24 protein-coding genes and 1 pseudogene are annotated in these 23018 nt (G+C 69.0%); 7 read left to right on the top strand and 18 right to left on the bottom strand.

Annotation, left to right across the window (positions count from 1 at the left end; all coding sequences use genetic code 11):
- Positions 1–32: 32 nt before the first annotated feature.
- Complete coding sequence (locus tag KO481_RS21220; protein ID WP_215919064.1) at positions 33–401, bottom strand: Rv2175c family DNA-binding protein; 369 nt, start codon at positions 399–401, stop codon at positions 33–35.
- A gap of 151 nt (positions 402–552) precedes the next feature.
- Here KO481_RS21220 and pknB point away from each other — a divergent pair, with 151 nt between their 5' ends.
- Complete coding sequence (pknB, locus tag KO481_RS21215) at positions 553–2517, top strand: Stk1 family PASTA domain-containing Ser/Thr kinase (RefSeq protein ID WP_308166720.1); 1965 nt, start codon at positions 553–555, stop codon at positions 2515–2517.
- Here pknB and KO481_RS21210 read toward each other — a convergent pair.
- The 3 genes from KO481_RS21210 to KO481_RS21200 form a co-directional block, all read right to left on the bottom strand.
- Positions 2492–3064 (bottom strand): hypothetical protein, encoded by a 573-nt coding sequence (locus KO481_RS21210; protein ID WP_215919063.1) that lies wholly within the window; start codon positions 3062–3064, stop codon positions 2492–2494. The two genes, pknB and KO481_RS21210, sit on opposite strands and share 26 nt — an antisense overlap.
- A gap of 279 nt (positions 3065–3343) precedes the next feature.
- Positions 3344–3670: a hypothetical protein gene (locus KO481_RS21205; RefSeq protein ID WP_215919062.1), complete on the bottom strand. Its 327-nt coding sequence runs from the start codon at positions 3668–3670 to the stop codon at positions 3344–3346.
- Between the two features lie 13 nt (positions 3671–3683).
- Positions 3684–5069, bottom strand: coding sequence for a class II 3-deoxy-7-phosphoheptulonate synthase (locus KO481_RS21200; RefSeq protein ID WP_215919060.1), 1386 nt, complete (start codon positions 5067–5069; stop codon positions 3684–3686).
- Between the two features lie 161 nt (positions 5070–5230).
- Between KO481_RS21200 and KO481_RS21195 the strand changes: the two genes are divergently transcribed.
- Complete coding sequence (locus KO481_RS21195) at positions 5231–5728, top strand: polyadenylate-specific 3'-exoribonuclease AS (protein WP_215919611.1); 498 nt, start codon at positions 5231–5233, stop codon at positions 5726–5728.
- A gap of 3 nt (positions 5729–5731) precedes the next feature.
- Here KO481_RS21195 and KO481_RS21190 read toward each other — a convergent pair whose 3' ends face one another.
- From KO481_RS21190 to KO481_RS21155, 8 genes and pseudogenes are all read right to left on the bottom strand, one after another.
- Entirely contained in the window at positions 5732–6208 is a 477-nt protein-coding gene (locus tag KO481_RS21190; protein WP_215919058.1) for an MBL fold metallo-hydrolase, read from the bottom strand.
- A gap of 27 nt (positions 6209–6235) precedes the next feature.
- Positions 6236–6961 (bottom strand): lysophospholipid acyltransferase family protein, encoded by a 726-nt coding sequence (locus KO481_RS21185; protein ID WP_215919056.1) that lies wholly within the window; start codon positions 6959–6961, stop codon positions 6236–6238.
- A 436-nt stretch (positions 6962–7397) separates the two neighbouring features.
- Positions 7398–8372 (bottom strand): annotated as a pseudogene (locus KO481_RS21180) (ROK family protein); the annotation flags it as partial.
- Positions 8369–8896 carry a hypothetical protein gene (locus KO481_RS43170; protein ID WP_245401278.1) on the bottom strand — a complete coding sequence of 176 codons (528 nt, stop codon included), beginning with the start codon at positions 8894–8896 and terminating at the stop codon, positions 8369–8371. The gene KO481_RS43170 and the pseudogene KO481_RS21180, both read right to left, overlap by 4 nt.
- On the bottom strand, positions 8893–10203 hold the full coding sequence (locus KO481_RS21170; protein ID WP_308166719.1) for an ArsA family ATPase: 1311 nt from the start codon (positions 10201–10203) through the stop codon (positions 8893–8895). Before KO481_RS21170 ends, KO481_RS43170 begins: the two co-directional genes overlap by 4 nt.
- A 26-nt stretch (positions 10204–10229) precedes the next feature.
- Positions 10230–10667 (bottom strand): SRPBCC family protein, encoded by a 438-nt coding sequence (locus tag KO481_RS21165; RefSeq protein ID WP_215919054.1) that lies wholly within the window; start codon positions 10665–10667, stop codon positions 10230–10232.
- Positions 10668–10713: 46 nt separating this feature from the next.
- Positions 10714–11124 carry a polyketide cyclase / dehydrase and lipid transport gene (locus KO481_RS21160; RefSeq protein ID WP_215919052.1) on the bottom strand — a complete coding sequence of 137 codons (411 nt, stop codon included), beginning with the start codon at positions 11122–11124 and terminating at the stop codon, positions 10714–10716.
- A 91-nt stretch (positions 11125–11215) separates the two neighbouring features.
- A complete protein-coding gene (locus KO481_RS21155; protein ID WP_215919051.1) occupies positions 11216–12379 on the bottom strand; it encodes a glycosyltransferase family 4 protein in 1164 nt (387 codons plus the stop codon).
- A 97-nt stretch (positions 12380–12476) separates the two neighbouring features.
- Between KO481_RS21155 and KO481_RS21150 the strand changes: the two genes are divergently transcribed.
- Positions 12477–12821 carry a nuclear transport factor 2 family protein gene (locus tag KO481_RS21150; protein ID WP_215919050.1) on the top strand — a complete coding sequence of 115 codons (345 nt, stop codon included), beginning with the start codon at positions 12477–12479 and terminating at the stop codon, positions 12819–12821.
- 54 nt (positions 12822–12875) lie between these two features.
- Here the strand turns inward: KO481_RS21150 and KO481_RS21145 are convergent, their stop codons facing one another.
- From KO481_RS21145 to KO481_RS21135, 3 genes are all read right to left on the bottom strand, one after another.
- Complete coding sequence (locus KO481_RS21145) at positions 12876–13883, bottom strand: peptidase MA family metallohydrolase (RefSeq protein WP_215919049.1); 1008 nt, start codon at positions 13881–13883, stop codon at positions 12876–12878.
- A 30-nt stretch (positions 13884–13913) separates the two neighbouring features.
- Positions 13914–14924, bottom strand: coding sequence for an NlpC/P60 family protein (locus tag KO481_RS21140; protein WP_215919048.1), 1011 nt, complete (start codon positions 14922–14924; stop codon positions 13914–13916).
- A gap of 194 nt (positions 14925–15118) precedes the next feature.
- Complete coding sequence (locus KO481_RS21135) at positions 15119–15706, bottom strand: C40 family peptidase (protein ID WP_215919047.1); 588 nt, start codon at positions 15704–15706, stop codon at positions 15119–15121.
- 552 nt (positions 15707–16258) lie between these two features.
- Here KO481_RS21135 and KO481_RS21130 point away from each other — a divergent pair.
- Together KO481_RS21130 and KO481_RS21125 are read left to right on the top strand one after the other, a co-directional pair.
- Positions 16259–18103: a DEDD exonuclease domain-containing protein gene (locus KO481_RS21130; protein WP_215919046.1), complete on the top strand. Its 1845-nt coding sequence runs from the start codon at positions 16259–16261 to the stop codon at positions 18101–18103.
- A gap of 78 nt (positions 18104–18181) precedes the next feature.
- Positions 18182–18457, top strand: a complete 276-nt coding sequence (locus KO481_RS21125) for an Lrp/AsnC family transcriptional regulator (RefSeq protein WP_215919045.1) — start codon at positions 18182–18184, stop codon at positions 18455–18457.
- A gap of 41 nt (positions 18458–18498) precedes the next feature.
- On the opposite strand, the gene KO481_RS21120 is transcribed toward KO481_RS21125, so the two are convergent.
- The gene (locus KO481_RS21120) at positions 18499–18789 is read right to left on the bottom strand and encodes a hypothetical protein (RefSeq protein WP_215919043.1); all 291 of its coding nucleotides are present in this window, start codon (positions 18787–18789) and stop codon (positions 18499–18501) included.
- Between the two features lie 150 nt (positions 18790–18939).
- Here KO481_RS21120 and KO481_RS21115 point away from each other — a divergent pair, with 150 nt between their 5' ends.
- On the top strand, positions 18940–19701 hold the full coding sequence (locus KO481_RS21115) for a DUF2637 domain-containing protein (protein WP_215919042.1): 762 nt from the start codon (positions 18940–18942) through the stop codon (positions 19699–19701).
- 44 nt (positions 19702–19745) lie between these two features.
- The gene (locus KO481_RS21110; RefSeq protein WP_215919041.1) at positions 19746–20162 is read left to right on the top strand and encodes a hypothetical protein; all 417 of its coding nucleotides are present in this window, start codon (positions 19746–19748) and stop codon (positions 20160–20162) included.
- A 60-nt stretch (positions 20163–20222) separates the two neighbouring features.
- Here KO481_RS21110 and qcrB read toward each other — a convergent pair whose 3' ends face one another.
- Both qcrB and qcrA read right to left on the bottom strand, forming a co-directional pair.
- Positions 20223–21851 (bottom strand): cytochrome bc1 complex cytochrome b subunit, encoded by a 1629-nt coding sequence (qcrB, locus tag KO481_RS21105; RefSeq protein ID WP_215919040.1) that lies wholly within the window; start codon positions 21849–21851, stop codon positions 20223–20225.
- Positions 21848–23002, bottom strand: a complete 1155-nt coding sequence (gene qcrA / locus KO481_RS21100; protein WP_215919607.1) for a cytochrome bc1 complex Rieske iron-sulfur subunit — start codon at positions 23000–23002, stop codon at positions 21848–21850. The genes qcrB and qcrA overlap by 4 nt, the downstream gene beginning before the upstream one ends.
- Between the last annotated feature and the right edge of the window lie 16 nt (positions 23003–23018).

Raw genomic sequence — 23018 nt, 5'->3', positions numbered from 1 at the left:
ACCGGCCGCGGGTGCGAAGGGGCGGGCAATCCTCAGAACGGATCGGCGGCGGCGCGGCGCAGCACCTCACGGGCGAGCGGGCCGTGCAGGGCATCGATCGGACGCCCGGGCAGAGACTCGTCGTCGAGGTAGATCCACCGCAGGATCTCCTCGTTGCTGTATTTCGCGTCGCGCATCACAGTGATCAGGCCGGGCAGATGCTTGGTGATCTCGCCGTCGGAGTCGAAGAAATCCTTGGGGATTCCGGCGATGCCCTCGCGGCGGATCGCGATGATCTGATGATCTCGCAGCATCTGATGTACCCGGGTCACGGCCATACCCAGCTGGTCCGCCACATCGGGCAGCGGGAGCAGGGTGACGGACTCCGGCAGGATGTCGTCGCTGCATGGAAATGCACTCACACCGAACACGGTAGTCGGTTTGCCGGAGCACGTCGTGAGACACCCACCGCGATTCCGCCTATACGATCGGGGGTGGCCGCCACCGGGGCGGCACTCGCTCGTCGCCGAGATCGCGCCGCGGATCGGCGCCATACCCAGAGGTGAGAGCTTTGTGAAAGTCGGAGGACAGCAGTTGATCGGCCAGATGCTGGACGGGCGCTACCGCATCGACGCACCGATCGCGCGCGGCGGCATGTCGATGGTGTTCCGGGGCGTGGACACCCGCCTTGACCGGCCCGTCGCGATCAAGGTGATGGATCAGAATTTCGCCGGCGACCCACAATTCCTGACCCGCTTCGAATTCGAGGCGCGGGCGGTGGCCAAGCTCAAGCACCCGTCCCTGGTGGCGGTGTACGACCAGGGCATCGACGGCGATCACCCGTTCCTGATCATGGAGCTGGTGGAGGGCGGCACGCTGCGCGAGCTGCTGCGCGAACGCGGCCCGATGCCCCCGCACGCGGTGGCGGCGGTCGCCGAGCCGGTGCTGGCCGCCATCGGGGTGGCGCATCACGCCGGGCTGGTGCACCGCGACATCAAGCCCGAGAATGTGCTGATCTCCGATGCCGGCGAGGTGAAGATCGCCGATTTCGGCCTGGTGCGCGCCGTGGCCGCCTCGAACATGACCTCGGCGAGCGTGATTCTGGGCACCGCCGCCTATCTCTCGCCCGAGCAGGTCACCAACGGCACCACCGACGCCCGCAGCGACGTCTACTCGTTCGGCGTACTGATCTTCGAATTGCTCACCGGCCGAGTGCCGTTCACCGGTGACACCTCGCTGTCGATCGCGTATCAGCGCGTCGAGAAGGACGTTCCGAGCCCGAGCGAATTCATCGAGGGCGTGCCGCCGGAATTCGACGACCTGGTCGCCCGGGCCACCGCCCGCGACCCCGCGCACCGCTTCGCCGATGCCGCCGAGATGGCCGGCGAGCTGCGGCGCATCGTCCGGGAGCTGGGCCTGCCCAGCTACCGGGTGCCCGCGCCCAAGGAGTCGGCCGAGCACGTCTCGGCGCGCTACCGGGCCGTGCCGCCCCCACCGCCGCCGGCTCGCACGGAAATGACCACGCGCCTCGCGCCCGACCAGCCCGCCTCGCCGCACACCCGGGTGCTCACCGACACCCGCATGCACGCCCAGCCCACCGGATATGCCCGGCCGGCCGAGCCGGAGCCCTACTATCCCGAATACGCCGGCGACCGCGGCCGATCCCGGCGGCTCGCGCTGATCTGGGCGGCGATCGTGGTGACGCTTGCCCTGCTGCTGGGCATCGGCGGCTGGTATCTGGCGGTGGAGCGTTATTCGGCGGTCCCGGCGATCGCGGGGATGGACACCACCACCGCGACCGCCGAGCTGCGCAAGGACGGGTTCTCCACCACGGTCCGCGACAAGGCCTCGGACACCGTTCCGATCGGCGGCGTCGTCGGCACCGATCCGTCCGCCGGGACCCGGGTGCTGAAGGGGTCGACGGTGGCGGTGCTGGTGTCGACCGGGCAGCCCAGGGTGCCGCAGTTCCGGTCGGGTCAGGACGTGAGCACCGTCGACCAGGCCATCCGCGATCAGGGACTGATTCCGGTCGACAGCGGCGAGATCGCCAGCACCGCACCCCAGGGCAGTGTGGCGCAGCTGAGTCCGGCACCGGGCACGGTGGTGCCCGGCGGCACCGACGTGAAGGTGTTCCGCAGCAAGGGATCCGTGCAGGTCACCATGCCCGATCTGAGCGGTCAGAGCACCGACGACGCCAAGGCGGCGCTGCAGCGCGCGGGAATCACCGTGCAGGACACCAGAACTCATTTCGACCCTCATTACAAGGCCGACCAGGTCGTGGGGACCGATCCGCCGGCGGGCACCTCGGTGCTGTCGGGTAGCTCGGTCACGCTGTATGTCTCGAATGCGGTTCAGGTGCCCGACGAGATCGGCAAGAGCGCGGCCACCGCGCGCGCCGAACTGGAGGGCCAGGGCTTCAAGGTCGTGGTGAACCGGGTGTTCAGCACCGATCAGGGCACGGTCCGCGTGCAGTCGCCGACCGGCGGTGCGAACGTCGAACCGGGCAGCACGATCACGCTGACCATCCTTCCCTTCTGACCGGCCGCGCGGCCCGCGCGGGCGCCGCGATTCCCACGCTCGCCTCGCCCAGCAGATCGGCCCCGGCGACACCCAGCCGGGTCGCGGCAAGTTCGATCGCCTCCCGCAGCACCGCCTCGGCACTGACCCCGACAACCTGGGATTGCTCGCGCCGGCCGGTGCCGCGGATGACGCGAATCCGGCAACGCCACGCCTCCCCTGCCCGGTCCGCCTCCGGGCGCTCGATCGCCACCGAGACCGGGATCCCGTCGACGACGGTCTCGTAGGTAGCCAGGGCGGCCGCAACGAGCAGGGCCGGGCGGCGCGCGCCGCCACCGAGCCGATCACCACCGGCAGCGCGCCGGGCGGCGCGGTCCTGCACCGCGGGCCGATCGGCGACCGGCCGGGCGGCGGCCTCGGATCGATACACGCCCACGGGATCGACGAGTATGGGGCTCACAGCTATGGCATTGGCGATGACATCCGAGCCCGCGGCGTACCGGTCCGAATCCGTGGACGGCACATACATTCCCTCGAGCAACTCATCTGCTACCGATATAACCTTCATCAGGTCCTCCCGCGAAGTTTCCCGCATGCGGTCCGTAGAACTGAAGCATGAACACTGGAAACCTAACCCAGCAATTCGACCTCAGCAACAGTTTGGCAAACTTTTTCTGGATGTGATCCTACCCACATCACCAATCCCGGATCGAAAGTTGCCCCGGCACAACGGATTTCAAGGCGGAGTCGGCCGGAATCCACTGCCACACAGTAGATCCCCATCACGCACACGCCAGAATAGACAAGAATTGCCGCGAGTATGCCCGATTCGATCGATCGGCCCGATTCAGGCCACGGCGAGCAGTGGTGCGCCGGTCTCCGGGTCGTTGATCGCCACGACCGCATCGGTGGTGAACACATCCACCGGCGCCCCGCCGATGCTGGGGCTGATATTCGTGGTCACCTGCGCCGAGACCGCCGCGGGATCGAACCCCCAGGAGATGTTGAAGATCAGCAGGCGGCTGCCATCGCGCAGCACCACCTCCGACGGGATGCCGTCGCGGTCGCGATCGCGCAGCAGCCGCAGAATGGTCCGGTCGGCGGGGTCCACCCGCAACATCCCGGCACCGCGGAAGACGAGGTTCACCGCCAGCCCCTCATCCTCGAAATCCATAGCGTCGGCAAGCCTAGCGCAGCATCTCGGCGACGAGGAAGGCCAGCTCCAGCGACTGCTGGGTGTTCAGGCGTGGATCGCAGGCCGTCTCGTAGCGGTCCTCGAGATCCAGATCCGAGATGTCCTGGGCTCCACCGAGACATTCGGTGACGTTCTCACCGGTCAGCTCGATATGCAGGCCGCCCGGGTGAGTGCCCAGCGCGCGATGCACCTCGAAGAAGCCCTGCACCTCGTCGACGATGCGGTCGAAGTGCCGGGTCTTGTACCCGGTCGAGGACTCGTGGGTGTTGCCGTGCATCGGGTCGCACTGCCAGATGACCTGATGGCCGGTGGCCTGTACCTTCTCGATGATGGGGGGCAGCACGTCGCGCACTTTGTGATTGCCCATGCGCGCCACCAGCGTCAACCGGCCCGGCTCGTTGTTCGGATCCAGCCGCTCGACGTACTCCACCGCCTGGTCGGGGGCAGTGGTCGGGCCGATCTTGAGCCCGATCGGGTTGGCCAGCAGTTCGGCGAACGCGATGTGCGCGCCGTCGAGCTGGCGGGTGCGCTCGCCGATCCACAGGAAGTGCGCGGACAGGTCGTACAGCACCGGATCGCCGGAGGCGTTCGTGGCCAGCCGCAGCATGGCCCGCTCGTAGTCGAGCACCAGCGCCTCGTGGCTGGCGTAGATCTTGGCGGCCTGCAGGCTCGGATCCTGCACCCGGCACGCGGTCATGAACCGCAGCCCCCGGTCGATCTCCTCGGCCAGCTGCTCGTAGCGGGCGCCGGCGGGCGACTGGGCGACGAAATCGCGGTTCCAGTCGTGCACCTTGTGCAGGTCGGCCATGCCGGCGCCGGTCAGCGCGCGCACCAGATTCATCGCCGCGCTCGCGTTGGCGTAGGCGCGGACCAGGCGCGACGGATCGTGTCCGCGCAGTGCGGGATCGGCGACGATGGAGTTGACCATGTCGCCGCGATAGGACTTGAGGCCCTTGGCGTCGGTGTCGGCCGAGCGCGGCTTGGCGTACTGCCCCGCGATGCGGCCCACCTTGACCACCGGCAGGCTCGCGCCGTAGGTCAGCACGACCGCCATCTGCAGCAGGGTGCGGATGTTGCCGCGGATGTGCGGCTCGGTGTTGTCGGCGAAGGTCTCGGCGCAGTCGCCGCCCTGCATCAGGAACGCCTCGCCGCGCGCGACCTCGGCCAGCCGGGCGCGCAGCTCATCCACCTCGGCGGGCATGCAAATCGGCGGCACGCTCTCGAGAACCGTGCGCATGTTCGCGGCGATCTCCGGATCCCACGATGGCTGCTGCAGGGCGGGGCGAGCGAGCGCGTCGTCCAGTCGCCGACGCAGCTCCGCGGGCAACGGAGGCAGCTCCGGCAGGCGATCGATCGGTACGTCGACGGTCCAGTTCACGACATAAGAATAAAGTTCCCGCGGAACGCGCGCGAACCCGGAGGGTGGGGCACCACATCGGCGCGCCGCGAACACGCCGTAACCTCTACCGACGGACGGGCGCACGGCCCGCACCCGCCGGTCGCGATGCCCGGCGCTGAACCGAGGGGAAACCGATCTCACTGCGCTACTTTTACGATTCGGAATTCATCGAGGACGGCGTGACGATCGACCTCGTCTCGATCGGTGTGGTCTGTGAGGACGGGCGCGAATATTACGCGGTCTCCAGCGAATTCGACCCCGACAAGGCGGGTCCGTGGGTGCGGCGCAATGTGCTGCCGAAGCTGCCCGCGCCCTCCTCACCGCTGTGGCGCACCCGGGCGCAGATCCGCGACGAGCTCTACCGGTTCCTCGTGCCGCGGCCGAGCGTGGAGCCGGAGCTGTGGGCCTGGGTGGGCGCGTACGACCACGTGGCCCTGTGCCAGCTGTGGGGTTCGATGGTCGATCTGCCCAATACGCTCCCCCGCTACACCAACGAGCTGCGCCAGCACTGGGAGATGGCCGGTCGGCCGGCGTTGCCGCCGGTGCCGGCCGATGCCCACGACGCGCTGGCCGATGCGCGGCACAACCTCGCGAAGTACGAGGCCATCGAGGCGCATCGGCGCATGCCGTCGTTGTAGTCGTTACAGGTCTATGCTCTCGCCCGCGGCCGGCCGGCGGATCTCCTTGCCGGCCCGGTCGGCCTCGAGGGCGAGGAACTGGTCGACCACCTGCAATCCCCAGTCGTTCAGCAGGCCGTCGTGAATACCGAAGGTGCGCTGCGGATCCACCCGGCGCAGGTATTCGAGCATCGCGGGCACCGTCAGCCAGGGCGCGTCGACCGGCAGCAGCAGGGTCGGGACCTCGATCTCGGTGAGCGCGTCACCGGGGTGAAAGAGCTCGCCGTCGACCAGGAACCCGATGTTGTCGCACGGCGGGTAATCCGGGTGGGCAACATGGTGCTTCGATCCCGCGACCTCCACGTCGAATCCGGCGACCCGGAACTTGTCGCCGTGGTCGACGACGTGTACCCGGTCACCGAGGTCGGTCAGCTTCCGGGCCACGCCCGCGGTGGTGTAGATCGGCGCCGAAATGTCGTGCAGCCGTTCGGCGAATCCCACGGCCGTGCAGACGGAGTGGGGCTCGGATCAGCTCGCGATGGTCTCGGGGACACGGTCGGCGGCGGGGCGGCTGCCCGACGGCACGCCCTTCTTCAGGCTGGAGGCGTAGACATCGACGTACTCGCGCTCGGACATTCGCATCAGGGCGTACATGATCTCGTCGGTGACGGCGCGCTCGACGAAGCGGTTGCCGCCCATGCCCTCGTAGCGGGAGAAGTCGATCGGCTTGCCGAACTTCACGCCCACCTTGCGCAGGCGCCACCGGAACGGCCCGGGCGGGCACACCTCGTCGGTGCCGACTAGCGCCACCGGGATTACCGGAACGCCGGTCTCCAGCGCCAGACGCGCGACACCCGTCTTGCCCTTGTACAGACGGCCGTCGGGCGAGCGGGTGCCCTCCGGGTACAGCCCGACCACACGGCCCTCGTTCAGCAGCTTGCGGGCGGTGTTCAGCGCGCTCTCTGCGGCATCGGCTCCGCTGCGGTCGATCGGGTACTGACCCGAACCCGCGAAGAACCACTTCTGCAGCTTGCCCTTGAGGCCGGGGGTGGTGAAGTACTCGGCCTTGGCCAGGTACGTGATGCGCCGCGGGCTCATCAGCGGCGTGAACAGCCAGTCGGTGAACGACAGGTGATTGCCCGCAAGGATGACCGGTCCGTCGGCCGGGATGTTCTCCACGCCCTCGGCCGTCGGCCGGTTGAACAGGTGCATGAACGGCCCCGGGAACACGTACTTCAAGAACCAGTAGAACATTGCGTCCTTTCACCTCTACGGGGATGGTGAGCCGGCGAAGCTTGCGGAGCCGGCGGGGTGGGCAAATGCAGTGGAGTAAGCCGACCGAGCGTGCGGAGTTGGTGGGGCGGGTGAACACAGTGCGGTTCCGAGACCGGCGTCGTTGCGGGCACCACGATCCGCTGCCGACTTTACCGCCGTCGACCAGCTGTGACCAAGCCCGCACGAGCGATTTCACATCATGGGAATATCGCCGTCACCGACGGGCTCCCGCCGCGCCATCCGGGCTGGAGCTGCGCGCCGGCGAGGTGGCCTTGCGGCGCTCGGGTCCGGCGGGCTCCGACCGGCTCTCGCCGGAATCGGACGCCCGCGGGGCGCCGTCCGCGGGTCTCGCGCGCGCCGCACCGCGCCCCCGTTTGGCCCGGCCCGGCGCCGGCACCGCACCGCCCGGGGCATCCTGCTCACCGAGGGCGGCCCGGGCCAGCTCGGCCGCGCCGATCATGCCCGCGCCCTCGCCCAGCTGTGCGGCGCGAATGCGGGCCATCGGCCGATGCCGTCCGCCGGTGATCGCCGCGGCGTAGTGCTCGCGGGCCTCGTCCAGGAACAGCCCCGCCGAGGAGCTCACCCCGCCCGCGATCACGATCAGGTCCGGATCGAAGATGTCGCTGACGAACGCCAGCCCGAGCCCGAGCCAGCGCGCGAACTCGGCCATCACCAGCTGCGCCACCGGATCGCCGTCCTGCGCGGCCCCCGCCACCCGGCGACCGGTCAGCGAGCCGGGATCCCGGTAGGACTCGCGTGCGAGCACCGTGGAGCGGGCCGGATCGGTGGCCAGCATCTCCAGCGCGGTATCCACCAGAGCCGTTCCGCTGCAGTACCTTTCCCAGCAGCCGCGCTTCCCGCAGGGGCAGGCCCGGCCGTGCGGGACGACCTGCAGGTGCCCCAGTTCCGGTGCCACGCCGAAGCTTCCACGGTACAGCTGCCCGCCGACCAGCAGCGCCGCGCCGATTCCGGTGCCGATGGCCACCAGTACCCCGTTGTGGGCGCCGGCCGCCGCGCCGAAGCGATACTCCGCCCACATCGCGGCGTTGGCGTCGTGCTCGAGGATCACCGGCAGCCCGAGCCGGTCGGACAGCCGGCGCGCGACGGGCGAGTCCTCCCACGGCAGATGCGGGGCGAATCGCACCGAGGTGCGCGTCTCGTCCACGAATCCGGCCACCGCGAGCCCGACCGCGCCGATCGTGTTGCGCGCACACAACTCACGCACGGCGCGCTCGAGCCCGTCCTCGAGCGCCTGTTCCGAATGCGGGGTCGGGGCCTGCACCGTGTCGAGCACCTCGCCCGCGCCGTCGACGACCGACGCGCGAATATTGGTGCCGCCGACGTCGATTCCGACGGTCAGGGGCCGCTCCCGCCCGATGCGCGTGGTCATCGGTTGATCTGCACCGGGATCGAGACGTACCTGGGTTTCGTGCCGCCGGGCGGGGAATCGGGTCCGAGTCTCCCGGAACGCGATTCGGGTCCGGGCGCGGCGCGATCCCCGGCGGTGCCGGACGTCTCACCGGAGGCCGGGAACTGGGCCGCATCGCCGGGCTCGCCGATCCGCCCCTCGGGCGGGGTGCCGGAATCGGTGGGCATGACGGGGTCGACCGGCATACCGGCCAGCGCCTCGCGCAACACCGTCACGATCGCGGTCCCGTGCCCGGCCAGAGCGGCGACCACGTCGTGGTGCTCTCCGCGCGCCAGTGCCGCCGCCGCGCACACCGGGCACCAGCCGCAGCCACCCCATTCGGCACGCCCTTCGGCCGACGCGCGGCGCAGCATCGGCTCGACCCGCTCTAGTACCGCCTCGGCCAGCAGCCGCAGTTCTTCGGTGAGCTCGCCCAGACCCGACTCGTGCGACGGGTCGTGCCAGTCGTCGGGGCTCCCCTCCGGGCCCTGCCGGTCGTCCGTCATCGCGGCCACACCTCGGGATCGGGACGGAAACGCACGACCAGGCGGCCGCCGTCGAGTTCGGCGCCCTCGACCGCACATCGCCGCAGCACCGGGGCCAGGCGCAGCCTGCGCCGGATTCCGTCCGCTCCCACGATCAAATCGTCCTCCACTCGTCCCAGGCGCAGCGTCGCCGGGTCGACCACGGGTAGTTGCAGTCGCAATGTGTACACCGACCGCAGCCCCGTACCCGATTCCAGCTGTACCTGCGCCTCGACGGGCCGCGCGGCCGCGGTGTCGTCGCCAAGCATAGGGTCTCCGGCGTCCTCCGCCCGTTTTCCCGGCATGTCCATCACCGCGAGCGGCGCCCCCGGCACCGCCGCGAGCGGCACGAAGGACAGGGCCGCCAACGATTGCAGGCCCACCGGCTCGGGCCCGCTGTGGTGGACGATCCGGACCGGAACCTCCGGTATTCCCGCGCGCAGCGCGGCCACGACGGCGAGCTGTTCGGCGCGGCGCCGCGCATACCACTCGACCGCCGGATGCCGGGTGGAATCCGCGGCGGCGGGCGCCGGTTCCAGCGGCGGCAGCACCTTGTTGACCACCACCTCCTCGAGCCGCAGCCCCAGCAGTGCCGCCGCCGAACGCATCCGCGCCGATTCAGCCGACGCGACCTGCTCGGCGACCGTGATCAGTCGCGCACCGGTGCGTTCGGGATCGGCGAGCAGGTCGCGCACCCCGGTCACCGCGGTGGCGATGCGCTCCACGGTCGCGGCCAGGACCGCGAGCCGCACGTTCCGGCCGGACGCGCTCAACGCACGCGAGTGCGCCGGCCAGATCCGCTCGAGGTAGCCCAGGAGCGTGTCGGGACCGGTCACGATGCGGAGCATGTCCGCAGAGGGCGGGCAGTCCAGGACGATCACGTCCCAGTCGTCGTCGGCAGCGAATTCGGCGATCTCGGTGAGCATCAAGAGTTCCTGCACGCCGGGCAGCCCGGTCAGCTCGGCCGGGTCCAGCGCCGCGATGTCCACCCCGTGTTCGTGGCCGGCGCCGTCCAGCGTGCGGACCACGTCACGGAAGCGATCCTCCAGCAGCGCAAGGGAATCCAGCTCGATGACATCCAGATCGGGCAGCACCGTGGTGATCCCGGCCACCGTGCCGGGGTCGTGCGGGAACCGGAAGCCGAGCGCATCGCCCAGGGAGTGCGCCTGGTCCAGCGAGGCGAGCAGCACCCGCTCCCCCGCATCGCGGTACGACATCGCGGCCGCACAGGCGAGCGTCGTCTTCCCGACGCCGCCCTTGCCCGCGAACAGCTCCAGCCGGGTCGGCACGCCGGTTCGCCCCGGTCCGCTTCGCCTCAGCCCTCGACCCGCTTCTTGAGTTCCTTCAGGGCCGTATCGGTGATGACCTTCTCGGCCTTGCGCTTGAACATGCCGATCATCGGGATGGTCAGGTCCACGGTGAGTTCGTAGACGACCTGGGTGGTGCCGTCGGACTGCGCGATCAGCTCGTAGCTGCCGTCCTGGGCCTTCTGCAGGTCACCGCTGGACAGCTGCCAGCTCACCGCCTTGCCGTCCGGGCGCCAGGTATAGGACAGCACATAGGTGTCCTTGACGACGCCCGCGTCGAGCACGAACCGCGCGGTGTGCGCGCGGCCGTCGGGAAATTTGTCCAGGATCTCCACCGAACGCGCGGCCGCCACCCATTCCGGGTACGACTCCAGGTCGGCGATGACGGCCATCACCTGATCCGACGGGGCATCGATGATGATCGACCTCTGGGTCCGGTCGGCCATGGCTGAAAGCGATTCCTTTCCGGCGTGCGGTGCGGGAGAACGGGATTCAGGTGGTGACGAGGCGGGAGTGGGCGGGCGGCTCCCCGGCCGCGCGCCCTGCCTCCAGGCGCGCCTTGATCTCGAAGGACATCTTCTTGCCCGCGACGCGGCGGGCCCGATTGACCGCCAGCAGTTCGCGCATCGCCGCCGGGCCCGCGGTCACGGGCCGCGCCGGCTCGGCATGCAGGAAGTAGTGCAGGATCACCCCGTCCAGCGAGGGCTCGAGCCACACCTCCATGGTGCCGGTCACCGCGCCTCCGACGGTCCACCGGATTCCCTTGTCGGCCCGGTCCTCTCGCACCTCCAGGGTGAGATCGGGCCACCAGCGGCGCCACCGGGCCCGATCGGCCAGCAGCTCGCCGACGGCGGACCCGGGGGCTGCGACAAATGTCTGGTCGGCCACCTGGATGCTACTCATGCGGGTGAGCTTAGTGGACGCTGTCGGCGCAGCCGTCCCGAGACCGCGGATGGCCGGAGCGAATGCGGCCGGAGCGAATGCGGAGGTACGCCTAGCCCAAACGATCCGCGCCGCTCGACCGCACCTTCCCGTCGAGCAGGTCGCGCAGCCGCGCACCGCGGGCGTCCCACTGCCACTGCGACCGCACCCACTCCCGTCCGGCGGCGCCCATCTCCGCGGCGGCATCCCGGTCGGACAGCACCGAGACGATCGCATCGGTGATCTCCACCGGCGAGCGGCCGTCGACCACATGTCCGGTGCGGCCCTCCTGCACGGTTTCCGGTGCGCCGCCGGATTTTCCGGCCACCACCGGAACACCGCTCGCCGAGGCCTCGAGATAGACGATGCCCAGCCCCTCGACGTCCAGCCCGGCGCCGCGCGTGCGGCACGGCATCGCGAAGACGTCGGCGATGGTGTGGTGCGCCGCGAGCTCGGCCGAGGGCACCCGGCCGGTGAACACGACGTGATCGTCCAGCTCGAGGGCCGTCGCCAGCGCGCGCAGGCGATCCTCGTACGGGCCACCGCCCGCGATCACCAGCACCGCGCCGTCGACCCGGTCCTTGATCTCCCGCATCGCGATGATCAGCATGTCCTGCCCCTTGCGCGGAACCAGCCGGGACAGGCACAGGATGGTCGGCCGCTCGCCCAGGCCGTAGCGGGCGCGCAGCTCGGCACGCGCGGCCGGATCCGGTCGGAAGGTCTCGGCATCCACGCCCGGCGACAGATATTCCAGTGCCGCATGCCGTCCGAACGCGGCCGCGAACCGCCGCCGCGTGTACTTGCTGACATAGGTGATGGTGTCGGTCGTATTGCCGATCGCGCGCAGCGACTGCCGCGCGCCCGGCAGCATCGACCATCCGACCTCGTGCCCGTGGGTGCTGGCCAGGATCCGCTGGGCACCCGCGCGCCGCAGCATCGGCGACAGCAACGCCAGCGGCGCTGCCGCGCCGAACCAGACCGTGTCGCAACGCTCGTCGCGCAGCAGCTTCGCCGCCCGTCGCAGCACCAGCGGCGTCGGCACCATCAGCGTGGTGGGATGGCGGATCACCTGGAAGGGCTGCTGCGCGTCGAACTTCAGGTGCGAATCCCCGCGCCACCGCGGCGCGTAGACGACCAGTTCGTCGGGCGGCAACCGCAGCGCCAGCGCGTGCAGGTACGACTGGATTCCGCCCGGTCGAGGGGGGAAATCGTTGGTGACCAGCAGGGTGCGCGCCATGCGGGCGAGTCTAACGAGAGTGGGCGACACCGTTCGCCCCGGCTCGACGGCCGTGAAATAACTTGTGCCGCATCCTGATCGCCGGTGGTATGGACACGTGACTGATTCCATCGCACTCGGCCGCCGAATGCACGAGGCCTTCAATAACCGCGACTTCGACGCGATCACGGAGCTCTTCGCCCCCGATTTCTACAGCCATCCCCTGGACGCGGGCCGTGACGCCGTCCGCTCGGCCTGGGAGGCCATGGCGTCGATGTACCCGCAGTCGTTCACCGCGATCGACGATATCTTCGGCGACGGTGACCGGGTCGCCCTGCGCTCCACGGTGCACGGCATGACCGAGAACGGCCAGACCGCGACGCTGGTCGAGATCTTCCGCGTCGCCGACGGTCGCATCGCCGAGTTGTGGGGCGCCAAGGGGATCCCCAACGGGGCCGCATAACGGTGCGCCGACACGCCGCGATTCCTGCCGCTGGACCGTCGTGACGGCGGCCGGTCACGCCGTCGCGTGGGATTTGATCCAGTCGCGCCAGCGGGCGACGAACCCGGCGTGGCCGATGCCGAGCGTCTCGCGCAGCGCGCCGTCGAGCGCGGCCGCATCCTTGGGACCGGTTGCCATATGACGGTAGAAATCGACGAGTTTCGGCTCGCCGTACCGGTCGGCGACAAAGGCATTCGCGGACCAGCCCTGCTCGTAGGCCAGGGCGGCGTTGCTGCCGGGGGCCGGAGCGAAGGCGTCGTCGGACGGCAGATCCGCGGGTAGTACCGCCGCGCGAGCGTTCGCGGTCAGGGTGGGGGCGAGCTGGGCGAAGGCGCGATTCTCCCCGCGGTGGGCGGAGTATTCGGCGAAGCCCTCGAGGGCCCATTGCGGGGACCCGTCGACGGTCACGGCGCGGGCGGCGACGTGGGTGAGCTCGTGGCGCAACGTGTCCCGCAGGCCATCGGCGCCCAGGCGATGGCCGGCGCCGGCGCTGAAGACGACGCGCTGCCCGGTAGGCCGGGTGCCCGGGACGAAGGGATCCGAGACCGACGCGGCGGCAATCTGATCGGACACCTCGCCGGTGGCGTGGGTGAGGGCGGCGAATTCGGCGGGGCCCGACGCCACCGCGACCACCGCGGCCCGCGCCCAGTCGGTCCCCCAGAGCTGGGTGACCGAGGCGACGGCCGCCCCGATGTCACCGGCCAAGGTGTCGACGTCGGCGCGCTGGTAGGGGTGCCCCAGCACCACGGACAGCCGGCCGTCCGTATCGGAAACCTGCTGTGTGACAACGGGTCCGTAGGACTCCATGGTCCGGCGCAGCTCGGTGAGCTGCGGATCGGCCGGAAGCGCCGGCTCGGCCGCCTCCGCCGCCGCGGGGGTGGGCCGCAGCGGCAGGGCCGAGCGCGGCAGCAGCACCAGCGCGCCCCCGATGGCGGTGAGGGCTATCACGGTCGCGACGGTGGCGACGAATTCGAACCGTCGTTTTGCGGCCAGCCAGCCGCGAACTTGCGTCAACGCAGTCATATCAGCACGCTCACGCTCACTTCGGTGTGGTTACGGCATCCCGATCCAGTACCGCCGCGCCCCGTAGTAGGGGAACGACCCCATCGGCTGCACCTGAACAGGCACGCCGAATGTCGACGCATGCAACAGCATTCCGTTCCCGGCGTAGATCCCTACGTGCGAGACATCGGAGTAGAAGAACACCACATCGCCCGGCTGCAACTGATCCCGGGCCACGGGGGTGCCGACCGTGACCTGCTCCTCGCTGGTGCGCGGCAGGTTGATGCCCACCTGATGGAAGGCCCACTGCACCAGACCCGAGCAGTCGAACTGGTCGGGACCGGTGGCGCCCCAGACATACGGATCGCCGACCCGGGTGAGCGCGGCGGCCAGCGCACTGGTGCCGCTGCCGGGAACCAGACCCCGCAGCAGCGTCGATCGATCGAAACCGGGCGGGAACAGCGAACCGGACAGCGAGGCCCGGTCGCCCGCCGACAGCTGGCCCCACGCGCGGATCACCTGGGCGATCGCGCCCTGGAGATCGGCGCGCTTGCGCTCCAGATCCGTGCGTACCGCGTCCGCCTTCTGCTCCGCGGCGTGTGCGGAGTCCGCGGCCTTCGAGGCGATCGACTGAGCCGCGGTCGCCGCGTTGGTGGCCTTCGAGTACTGCGCGAGCTGCGCGCTGGTCTGGGTCTGCAGCACATCCAGCGTGGACATCTGATCGAGCAGCTGCTGCGGGGAATCGCTGGCCAGCACCGAGAACAGTCGGTTGGTGCGGGCGCCCATATAGGCGGCGATGGCGGTCCGGTCCACGGCGGGCTGATACTTGTGGACCTGCGCCTGCGCCGCGGCGACGGCCTGATTGGCGATGCCCAGCTTCCCGTCGGCGTCGCGCTCGACGGCCTGCTTGGCGTTCAGATCATCCTGCGCCTTCAGGGCCTGCTGATTGAGCTGCTCGGACTGATGCGACAGATCCAGCAGCTTCTGCACCGCGTCGCTCGCGCTGGTGGGCGCGCCGACCGGGTCGGCGGAGGCGCCACCGCCGGATCCGGCACTGAGCATCAGCGCGCCTACCGCCAGTGACCCTCCTACCAGGCGTCTGGTTCGTCTGTTCCGATACTGGGCGGTCACTGCCTGCGCTGCCTCATTTCGTGTTCCGAGCTGGTCATCACGAAGGTCTCGATCAGGTTACGGAATGGCGACCGCCCGTGTCCAGCAGGGCACGAAATGATCACGGTCGCTGGACCATTGGTGAATCAGTAGCGGCGCGCCCCGGCGATCGGCATCGAGTACAGCGGCGCGACGGCGACGGGCTTGCCGTAGGTGGAGGCGTGCACGATATTGCCGTTGCCGACGTACAGGCCGGAGTGGCTGCCACCGTAGTAGGACACGACATCGCCGGGCTGCAGGCTGTTCAGCGCGACGGGCGCACCGGCATTGAGCTGCTCGTAGCTGGTGCGTGGCAGGTCGCGGCCCGCCTGGGCGTAGGACCACTTCACCAGGCCCGAGCAGTCGAAGGAGTTCGGGCCGGTGGCGCCATAGACGTAGGGATCGCCGACGCGCGAGAGCGCGGCGTTGGCCGCGCGCTGACCGACGCTCTGAGCCTGGGCGGGGGCCGGCGCGGTGAGGCCCGGGATCTGCGTGCCGGGCGGGAGGATGTTCGGCGGGATCACGCCCTTCGGGATCGCGTTGAGCACCGGATCCGGCACATCGAAGTTGCCGACTCCCGGAATGACGACCGGGGCCGCCGAGGCGGGGGTGGTCGACAGCAGCAGCGCACTGAGGGTGGCAGCGCCGACGGCTCCGGCCGCAACGGCCCGGCGGGCGCTTCGGTTGATCGCCATGATGCGGTGACTCCTCATCTGCCCCGCGGCGCCGCAACCGGATGGTGCGTCGAGCCCCGCAAGGTCCGGCTCAGATTACGAACGCATAACGGTCGGTTGTAAAGCCGTGACCGCGCCCGAGCGGAGTTCGCAACTTTTGCGAAGCATGCGGCGTGCGATATTTATCACACCAATCACGGAACCATAACGACCGACCGTGACCTGGGAGTTCTCGGCGGGCTACCGGGGGGTAGATCCGGGTCGGCGATTGCCGGTTTGGAATGTATTCAGTCGGGGAATCAGCATGTCGTCAGGATTATCCAGCCCTGAAGACGACCGAACAGTCCGAAGTTTGCGGCGAACGACCGCACGTGCCGACGGCACGCCTCGGGGATCAATCCGGATGATCTTCATCCTCGAGACGATTGATCACTGAATCGACTTAATGTGACCCTGCTCACATTTCTGTGCAATGAAGCGAATCGACCTCACGTATCGAGTACCGCGCCGCCGAAATACCGGCATGCCGCGCGCCCGGATTTCCTGTCGTACCCCGGCAATACGCTGCACCCCGTGCCCCAGCCCGCGCCCCGACCGGCCCAGCTGGCGTTCGACGAGCTCGACACGCCGCTGTACGACATCACCTTCGTCGTCGTCGACCTGGAGACCACCGGGACCAGCCCGGACGGCGACGCGATCACCGAGATCGGCGCGGTAAAGGTGCGCGGCGGCGAGATCCTGGGCGAATTCGCCACCCTGGTGGATCCGGGCCGCGCGATTCCCCCGCAGATCGTGCAGATCACGGGAATCACGACCGCGATGGTGTGCTCGGCGCCGCGCATCGAGGCGGTGCTGCCCGGATTCCTGGAGTTCGCGGCCGGGGCGGTGCTGGTCGCCCACAACGCGCGCTTCGACATCGGATTCCTGAAGGCCGCCGCCATGGCGTGCCAGACGGCGTGGCCCGCCTTCCAGGTGCTGTGCACGGTGCAGCTGGCCCGGCGGATCCTGCCCCGCGACGAGGCGCCCACGGTGCGGCTGTCCGCATTGGCCGAACTGCTGGGGGCGCAGACCCGCCCCACGCACCGCGCCCTGGACGACGCCCGCGCGACGGTCGACGTGCTGCACGCGCTCATCGGACGGGTCGGCAATCTCGGCGTGCACAGCCTCACCGAGCTGATCGACTATCTGCCCGCGGTCACCCGGCGTCAGCGCGCCAAGCGGGTGCTGGCCACGGATCTGCCCGCCGTGCCCGGGGTGTATCTGTTCCGCGGTCCCTCGGACGAGGTCCTCTATATAGGGACGGCGGTGAATCTGCGCCGCCGGGTGCGCACGTACTTCACCGGTTCGGAGACCCGCCCGAGGATGCGGGAGATGGTCACCCTCGCCACCCGGGTCGATCACGTGCCCTGCGCGCACGGGCTCGAGGCGGGGGTGCGGGAGCTGAGGCTGCTGCTGGCGCACACCCCGCCGTACAACCGGCGCTCGAAATTCCCCCAGCGCGCGTGGTGGCTCTCGCTCACCGAGGAGTCGTTCCCGCGCTTCACGATCACCCGTAGCCCGGCCCGGGATGCACTGGGGCCGTTCGGATCCCGAGCTTCGGCCGCTGAGGTCGCCGCCCATGTCGCGGAGTATTGCGGCCTGCGCACCTGCACCACCCGCATCCCCGCGCACGGCCGCCACGGCCCCGCCTGCCCGCCCGCCGTGGTGGGCGGGTGCCCAGCGAACCGGAGCGAAACCTGCACCGGCGCGGCGGAATACGAGACCGCGCCGCGGGCCGTGCGCGATCTGTTCACGGGCCGCTCGGACGCGACGCTGCACGCCATGCGTGAACGGGTCGAATCCTGCTCTGCCACCGAGAATTTCGAGACAGCGGCCCGGATGCGGGACCGCACCGCCGCGGTGGTCCGGGCCCTGCGCCGCACCCAGCGCCTGGCCGCCCTGGCCCGCATCGCCGAACTCGTGGCCGCGCGCCGGGCCGAGGGCGGCGGGTGGGAGTTCGCGGTGATCCGATTCGGCCGCCTGGCCGCCGCCGGTGTCTGCGCCCGCGGAGTACCGCCCATGCCCGTCGTCGAGAAGCTGGTGGCCGCGGCCGAAACCGTGATTCCCGCCCGACTCGACGGCCGCTCCGCCGTGCCCACCGCCGATCTGCTGTACACCGATCCGGACGCCCCGGCGGCATTACGGCCGGACGCCGACCTGGACGACCACTATCCCCCGCTGCGCGGCGCGCTCCCGGAGGAGGCGGCCCTGCTCGTGCGCTGGCTCGAGCAGCCCGGAACCCGCATCGTCAGCACCACCGACGGGTATTGCGAACCGCGGTCGAGCGCGGGTGCCTGGTTGTCCTGGCTGGAGCGCGCCGAGACGGCGGTGCGCACCGAGGCGGCGGGCCGGGACTATCTCGTCCACTCCGAGGCGTGACGCGCCGCCGATCGCCGCAGCGGGGCCGGATCAGGGCGATCGCACGCCCGGGCGACTCCTGCAAATAGACTCGGCAGCATGATTACCGCGATCGTTTTGATCCACGCCGAGGCCGCCCGGATTCCGGAGACGGCGCAGGCCCTGGCGGAGCTCGAGGGTGTCACCGAGGTGTACTCGTGCGCTGGCGATGTCGACCTGATCGCGGTGGTGCGGGTCCGCGATCACGAGCAGATCGCCGAGGTGGTCACGGGCCACGTCAACAAGACCCCGGGTGTATTGCGCACCGCCACCCACATCGCGTTCAAGTCGTATGCGCGCACGGAGGTGGAGGCCGGGTTCTCGCTGGGAGACTGAGGGATTCTGGCCGTCCGCCGCCGAGGAGCCACAACCGGCGGCTATCCGGTGAGGACGGACGCCCCGATCGAGGACGCCTTGGCGCCCGCGTCCACGGAGCTGGTGACTCCGCCGTTGCACCCGGGCAGCAGGTAGACGTGCGCCTCACCGGCGCTGTTGTTCACGATCCGCAATCGGAGCGGGAACTTGCGGATGGTGAGACAACCGGAGGTATGGGCATACGAATGGCCGTTGATGATCAGCGTGCCCTGCGCCGCCCGCGCCGGGGTGGCGCACACCAGGGTGCCCACGGCCGCACATCCGAGCATCGCCCCCACGATCGACATCCTCACATCTGGACTGTATCCAAAGCTTCCCCGCGCTACACCTACTACAACGAACCGTTTGCCCGGGACATCCGCATCGGAGGATGACCCAGCGCGCGGCGGACACGGACACCGGATCAACGGGTTTGCGGCAAATTAGCAGCTACGCTGCCTGGCATGTCAATGATCGGACCGGAACTGCCGGTCGACTTCGCTACGCTGAATGACGACCAACGACCCAGAAGTAGCTGGACGCGGCGACTACGGTCGTTTCGGCCGCGACCCCTGCACGCCTCGGCGATCGTATCGTGCGTCGTTGCATACAAGGCGTTCGCGATGTCATACGACTCACTGCATCATCTCGCAACCCGCAACCTGGTCGCTCCCGGTCTCGCATCGAATGTTCCCATCGCGATCGACGGCTTGATGGTCGGCTCGGTCATCGCGACGGCGTCGTTCCGCAAGCGCGGAGCGGGGTGGTGGTACGCCACAGGTCTCTTCGTCCTGTCGACGCTGGTGTCGGTGCTGGGGAATGTCGAATATGCGCACGAGATCGGCGGGGACATCGTCGCGGTCATCCTCCATGCCGGAATGCCGGTCACGATGATGTTTGCGGTACACCTCACGCTCATGCTCTGGAACGACCGCAAGTACGGCACGTACGTACCCGCGCTCGGCGCCGCCGACCGGATCGACGTCGACACCGTGGAATTCGTCTCGGAGCCCGCGCAGTTCGTCTCGGAGCCTGCACAGCTCGTCTCGGAGCCTGCACAGCTCGTCTCGGAGCCTGCGCAGGAGGAGAAAACGGCCCCGCTGCACGACGCGATCGCATCGCCGGTACGTGGGCTACGGCACGTAACCCTCCCGCTCGACCCGCACCGTGCCGATGCCTTGCTGGGCGGCAAACACACTCTCGTCCACGCCGGGGAACGCAGCTGATCCCCGGATCCCGTCATGTCACGACTCGTCAACGGAGACAACGCATGTCATCAATCTCGTCACACCGGCCAGATGTGGGCCAATTCCGCGAAATCGCGGACCGGGTGGTATCGCTGATACAGGCCAGCTCCGACCGCCCGGGGACTCTGAATCAATTCATCGAGGCCATGTCCAGCGCCGAGATGTTCACCGATCTTCTGATCGCGTATGCCAACCGGTGGTTCGTCGAGACCGGCGGCCAATCGATTCTCCTCGGACCGGAGATGTTCTGGCTCTTGTCCTCACCCGATACCCGCGGCGGCACTGTGATCGCCGATGCGATCCCCGAGGCCGACACCGCCCGTGGTTCGGGCGAGCGCAGCCGGAAGATGCTCTTGGTCTGCCTGTTCGAGAGCCTGGCCCATCAGTCGTGGCCATCCATCGGCATCGAGCCCCGGATCCCGGTCAACGGGGTCGCCTGACCTCCTCAACAAGAAGGCCCCGAGTCGTTTCCGACTCGGGGCCTTCGTTGTGGATCGAACTCAGTGCTCGTGCCCGCCGGCCTCACCGGCAGCCTGATCCTGGTATTCGGCCAGGATCTCCAGCTGCTTGTGGTGCTCGGCGTGCTCGATCGCGGTGAGCTCCGTGGCCTGGGCCGCGGGGTCCGCCTTGAGGAACGAGCCCATGCCCGGCTTGCCCGCCAGACCCAGCTTGTTCATCTTCTTGGGCACGGTCGCACCCTGGTACTCCAGCGGGATCGGGTGGCCGTGCTCGTCGACCGGGCCCAAGGGCTGGTGGATCTCGATGTACTCACCGTGCGGCAGGCGCTTGATGACGCCGGTCTCGATGCCGTGCTCGAGCACCGCCCGGTCCGCACGCTGCAGGCCCAGGCAGAACCGGTACGCCAGCAGGTAGGCGATCGGCGGCGCGGTCAGCAGCGCGATGCGGAAGAACCACGTTGTCGCGTTCAGCGAGAGGTCGAACTTCAGCGCGATGATGTCGTTGTCACACGCGAAGGTCAGCACCAGGTAGAACGCGATCGCCATCGCGCCGATCGCGGTGCGCACCGGCACATCTCGCGGACGCTGGAGCAGGTTGTGCCGGGCGTAGTCGCCGGTCAGGCGCTTCTCGATGAACGGGTAAGCGATCAGGACCCCGAACACCAGGCCCATGATCAGCGCGACCCAGAACGGCGCCGGAACCGTGTACCGGCCCAGATACAGCTCCCACGGCGGCATCAGACGGGCCAGGCCGTCCGTCCACATCATGTAGAAGTCCGGCTGCGAACCCGCGGAAACCTGAGAGGGGTTGTAGGGACCCAGGTTCCAGATCGGGTTGATCTGCAGCACGCCACCCATGACCGCGACGATGCCGAGGGTGAACATGAAGAACGCACCCTGATCGGCGGCGAACACCGGGACGATGCGCGCGCCGACGACGTTCTTCTCGGTGCGGCCCGGACCTGGGAACTGCGTGTGCTTCTGGTACCAGACCAGTGCCACGTGCGCCGCGATCAACGCCAGGATGATGCCCGGCAACAGCAGCACGTGCGCGACGTACAACCGCGGAATGATGATCGTGCCCGGGAAGTCACCGCCGAATATCAGCCAGTGCATCCACGTGCCGATCACCGGGATGCCCATCGTGATACCGCCGAACGCGGCGCGCAGGCCGGTGCCCGAGAGCAGGTCGTCCGGGATCGAGTAGCCGAAGAAGCCCTCGAACATCGCCAGGATCAGCAGCAGCGAGCCGATGATCCAGTTCGCCTCGCGCGGCTTGCGGAACGCGCCGGTGAAGAAGATGCGCAGCAGGTGGATGATGATCGACGCCGCGAACAGCAGCGCCGCCCAGTGGTGCACCTGGCGCACGAACAGGCCACCGCGCACCTCGAAGGTGATGTTCAGCGCCGATTCGAACGCCCGCGACATCGTGACGCCGCGCAGCGGTTGGTAGGCGCCGTTGTAGACGACATCGGTCATCGACGGATCGAAGAACAGGGTCAGGTACACACCCGACAGCAGCAGGATGATGAACGCGTACAGCGCGATCTCACCCAGCAGGAACGACCAGTGGGTCGGGAAGACCTTGTTGATCGAGCGCTTGACGAAGGCTGCCATGTGGTAGCGCTCGTCCATTTCGTTGGCCTGTACGGCCGCTTTACTCGGACTCATGAACGACGCTCCCAGTAGGCCGGTCCGAGCGGCTCGATGAAGTCGCCGTTGGCGACCAGGTAGCCCTCGGTGTTGACGGTGATCGGCAGCTGCGGCAGGGCGCGCGCGGCGGGACCGAAGATCGGCTTACCCCAGTGAAGCGCGTCGAACTGCGACTGGTGGCAGGGGCACAGAATGCGGCTGTCCTGCTGCTCGAACAGCGAGGTCGGGCAGCCCAGGTGGGTGCAGATCTTCGAGTAGGCCCAGTAGTCGCCGAAGTTGAAGCTCTCCTGGCCCCTGCGCTTGACCGCCCTGGCGGAATCCTCGGGACGGAAGCGAATCATCATGACCGCGTTGCGGATACCGCGCAGTGACTGCAGGGTCTCTTCCTCGTTGCCGCGCCACTCTTCCTTCCACGGGAACACCGTCTCCATGCCGCCCGCGTCGAGATCCTCGGGCCGCACCAGCACGATGTCCGAGGGACGACCGGTGTCCTTGCGGATGTAAATGGTCTGGCCCGGGTAGTCCGGAGTCCAGCCCGACACCCACAGGGGCGACTTCTTGCCCTGCGCCCACGGGTTCTTGATCAGGCCGCCGACGAAGACGAACAGCGCGCCCACGCCGAGCACACCCAGGCCCAGGCCCGCGGTGCGGGTGATCAGCTTGCGGCGAGCCAGCGTGGAGGTCTCCAGCGCGTCGCTCAGCTCGGCGACCAGCGTCTTGCGCTCGACCTCGGGCGAGGCGCCATCGTGGCGATCCTGGATCGAGATTTCCGGCGGGATGAACTTCTTGCGGATCAGCACCATGGCCACGCCGATGGCCAGCACCGCGATGCCCAGCAGCAGGCCGTACAGCGGGGTGGTCAGCGAGTAGATGCCCGCTCCGGACTCGTCGCGGGACTTGTACTGCCACGGCCAGAACAGGAAGACGCCGATCAGCGCGATGCCCGCGATGGTCGACAGGACGAACCAGAACGCCACCTGACGCTCGGCCCGCTTCTCCGCGCGGGTACCCGGAACCGGCCAGCGCGGCGCGCGGTAGGCGACGTCGACGCCGTCCCGCTTGGTGCCGAGCTCGACCAGCTCGGCCTGCGACATCGCCTCGAGCTGTTCCTCGGTGGGGTTGAGGTTCTCAGGCGGGGTTGCGGCACTGCCGTCCTCGGGCCGGCCCATGTCGTTGTGCTCCTTA

The organism is Nocardia albiluteola (genome assembly GCF_018860155.1).
Classification (GTDB): Bacteria; Actinomycetota; Actinomycetes; order Mycobacteriales; family Mycobacteriaceae; genus Nocardia; species Nocardia albiluteola.
Note: the sequence above shows the minus strand (reverse complement) of the source record. Positions and strands in the feature narration are given on the sequence as shown.

Coding starts and splice junctions, on each gene's coding strand:
- KO481_RS21160 (WP_215919052.1), bottom strand. CDS start 11,124: ATGAGTAGCATCCAGGTGGCCGACCAGACATTTGTCGCAGCCCCCGGG.
- qcrB (WP_215919040.1), bottom strand. CDS start 21,851: ATGAGTCCGAGTAAAGCGGCCGTACAGGCCAACGAAATGGACGAGCGC.
- KO481_RS43170 (WP_245401278.1), bottom strand. CDS start 8,896: ATGACGGACGACCGGCAGGGCCCGGAGGGGAGCCCCGACGACTGGCAC.
- KO481_RS21115 (WP_215919042.1), top strand. CDS start 18,940: ATGTCAATGATCGGACCGGAACTGCCGGTCGACTTCGCTACGCTGAAT.
- KO481_RS21140 (WP_215919048.1), bottom strand. CDS start 14,924: ATGCTCAGTGCCGGATCCGGCGGTGGCGCCTCCGCCGACCCGGTCGGC.
- qcrA (WP_215919607.1), bottom strand. CDS start 23,002: ATGGGCCGGCCCGAGGACGGCAGTGCCGCAACCCCGCCTGAGAACCTC.
- KO481_RS21125 (WP_215919045.1), top strand. CDS start 18,182: ATGATTACCGCGATCGTTTTGATCCACGCCGAGGCCGCCCGGATTCCG.
- KO481_RS21110 (WP_215919041.1), top strand. CDS start 19,746: ATGTCATCAATCTCGTCACACCGGCCAGATGTGGGCCAATTCCGCGAA.
- KO481_RS21185 (WP_215919056.1), bottom strand. CDS start 6,961: ATGTTCTACTGGTTCTTGAAGTACGTGTTCCCGGGGCCGTTCATGCAC.
- KO481_RS21155 (WP_215919051.1), bottom strand. CDS start 12,379: ATGGCGCGCACCCTGCTGGTCACCAACGATTTCCCCCCTCGACCGGGC.
- KO481_RS21205 (WP_215919062.1), bottom strand. CDS start 3,670: ATGGATTTCGAGGATGAGGGGCTGGCGGTGAACCTCGTCTTCCGCGGT.
- KO481_RS21145 (WP_215919049.1), bottom strand. CDS start 13,883: ATGACTGCGTTGACGCAAGTTCGCGGCTGGCTGGCCGCAAAACGACGG.
- KO481_RS21210 (WP_215919063.1), bottom strand. CDS start 3,064: ATGAAGGTTATATCGGTAGCAGATGAGTTGCTCGAGGGAATGTATGTG.
- KO481_RS21135 (WP_215919047.1), bottom strand. CDS start 15,706: ATGGCGATCAACCGAAGCGCCCGCCGGGCCGTTGCGGCCGGAGCCGTC.
- KO481_RS21165 (WP_215919054.1), bottom strand. CDS start 10,667: ATGGCCGACCGGACCCAGAGGTCGATCATCATCGATGCCCCGTCGGAT.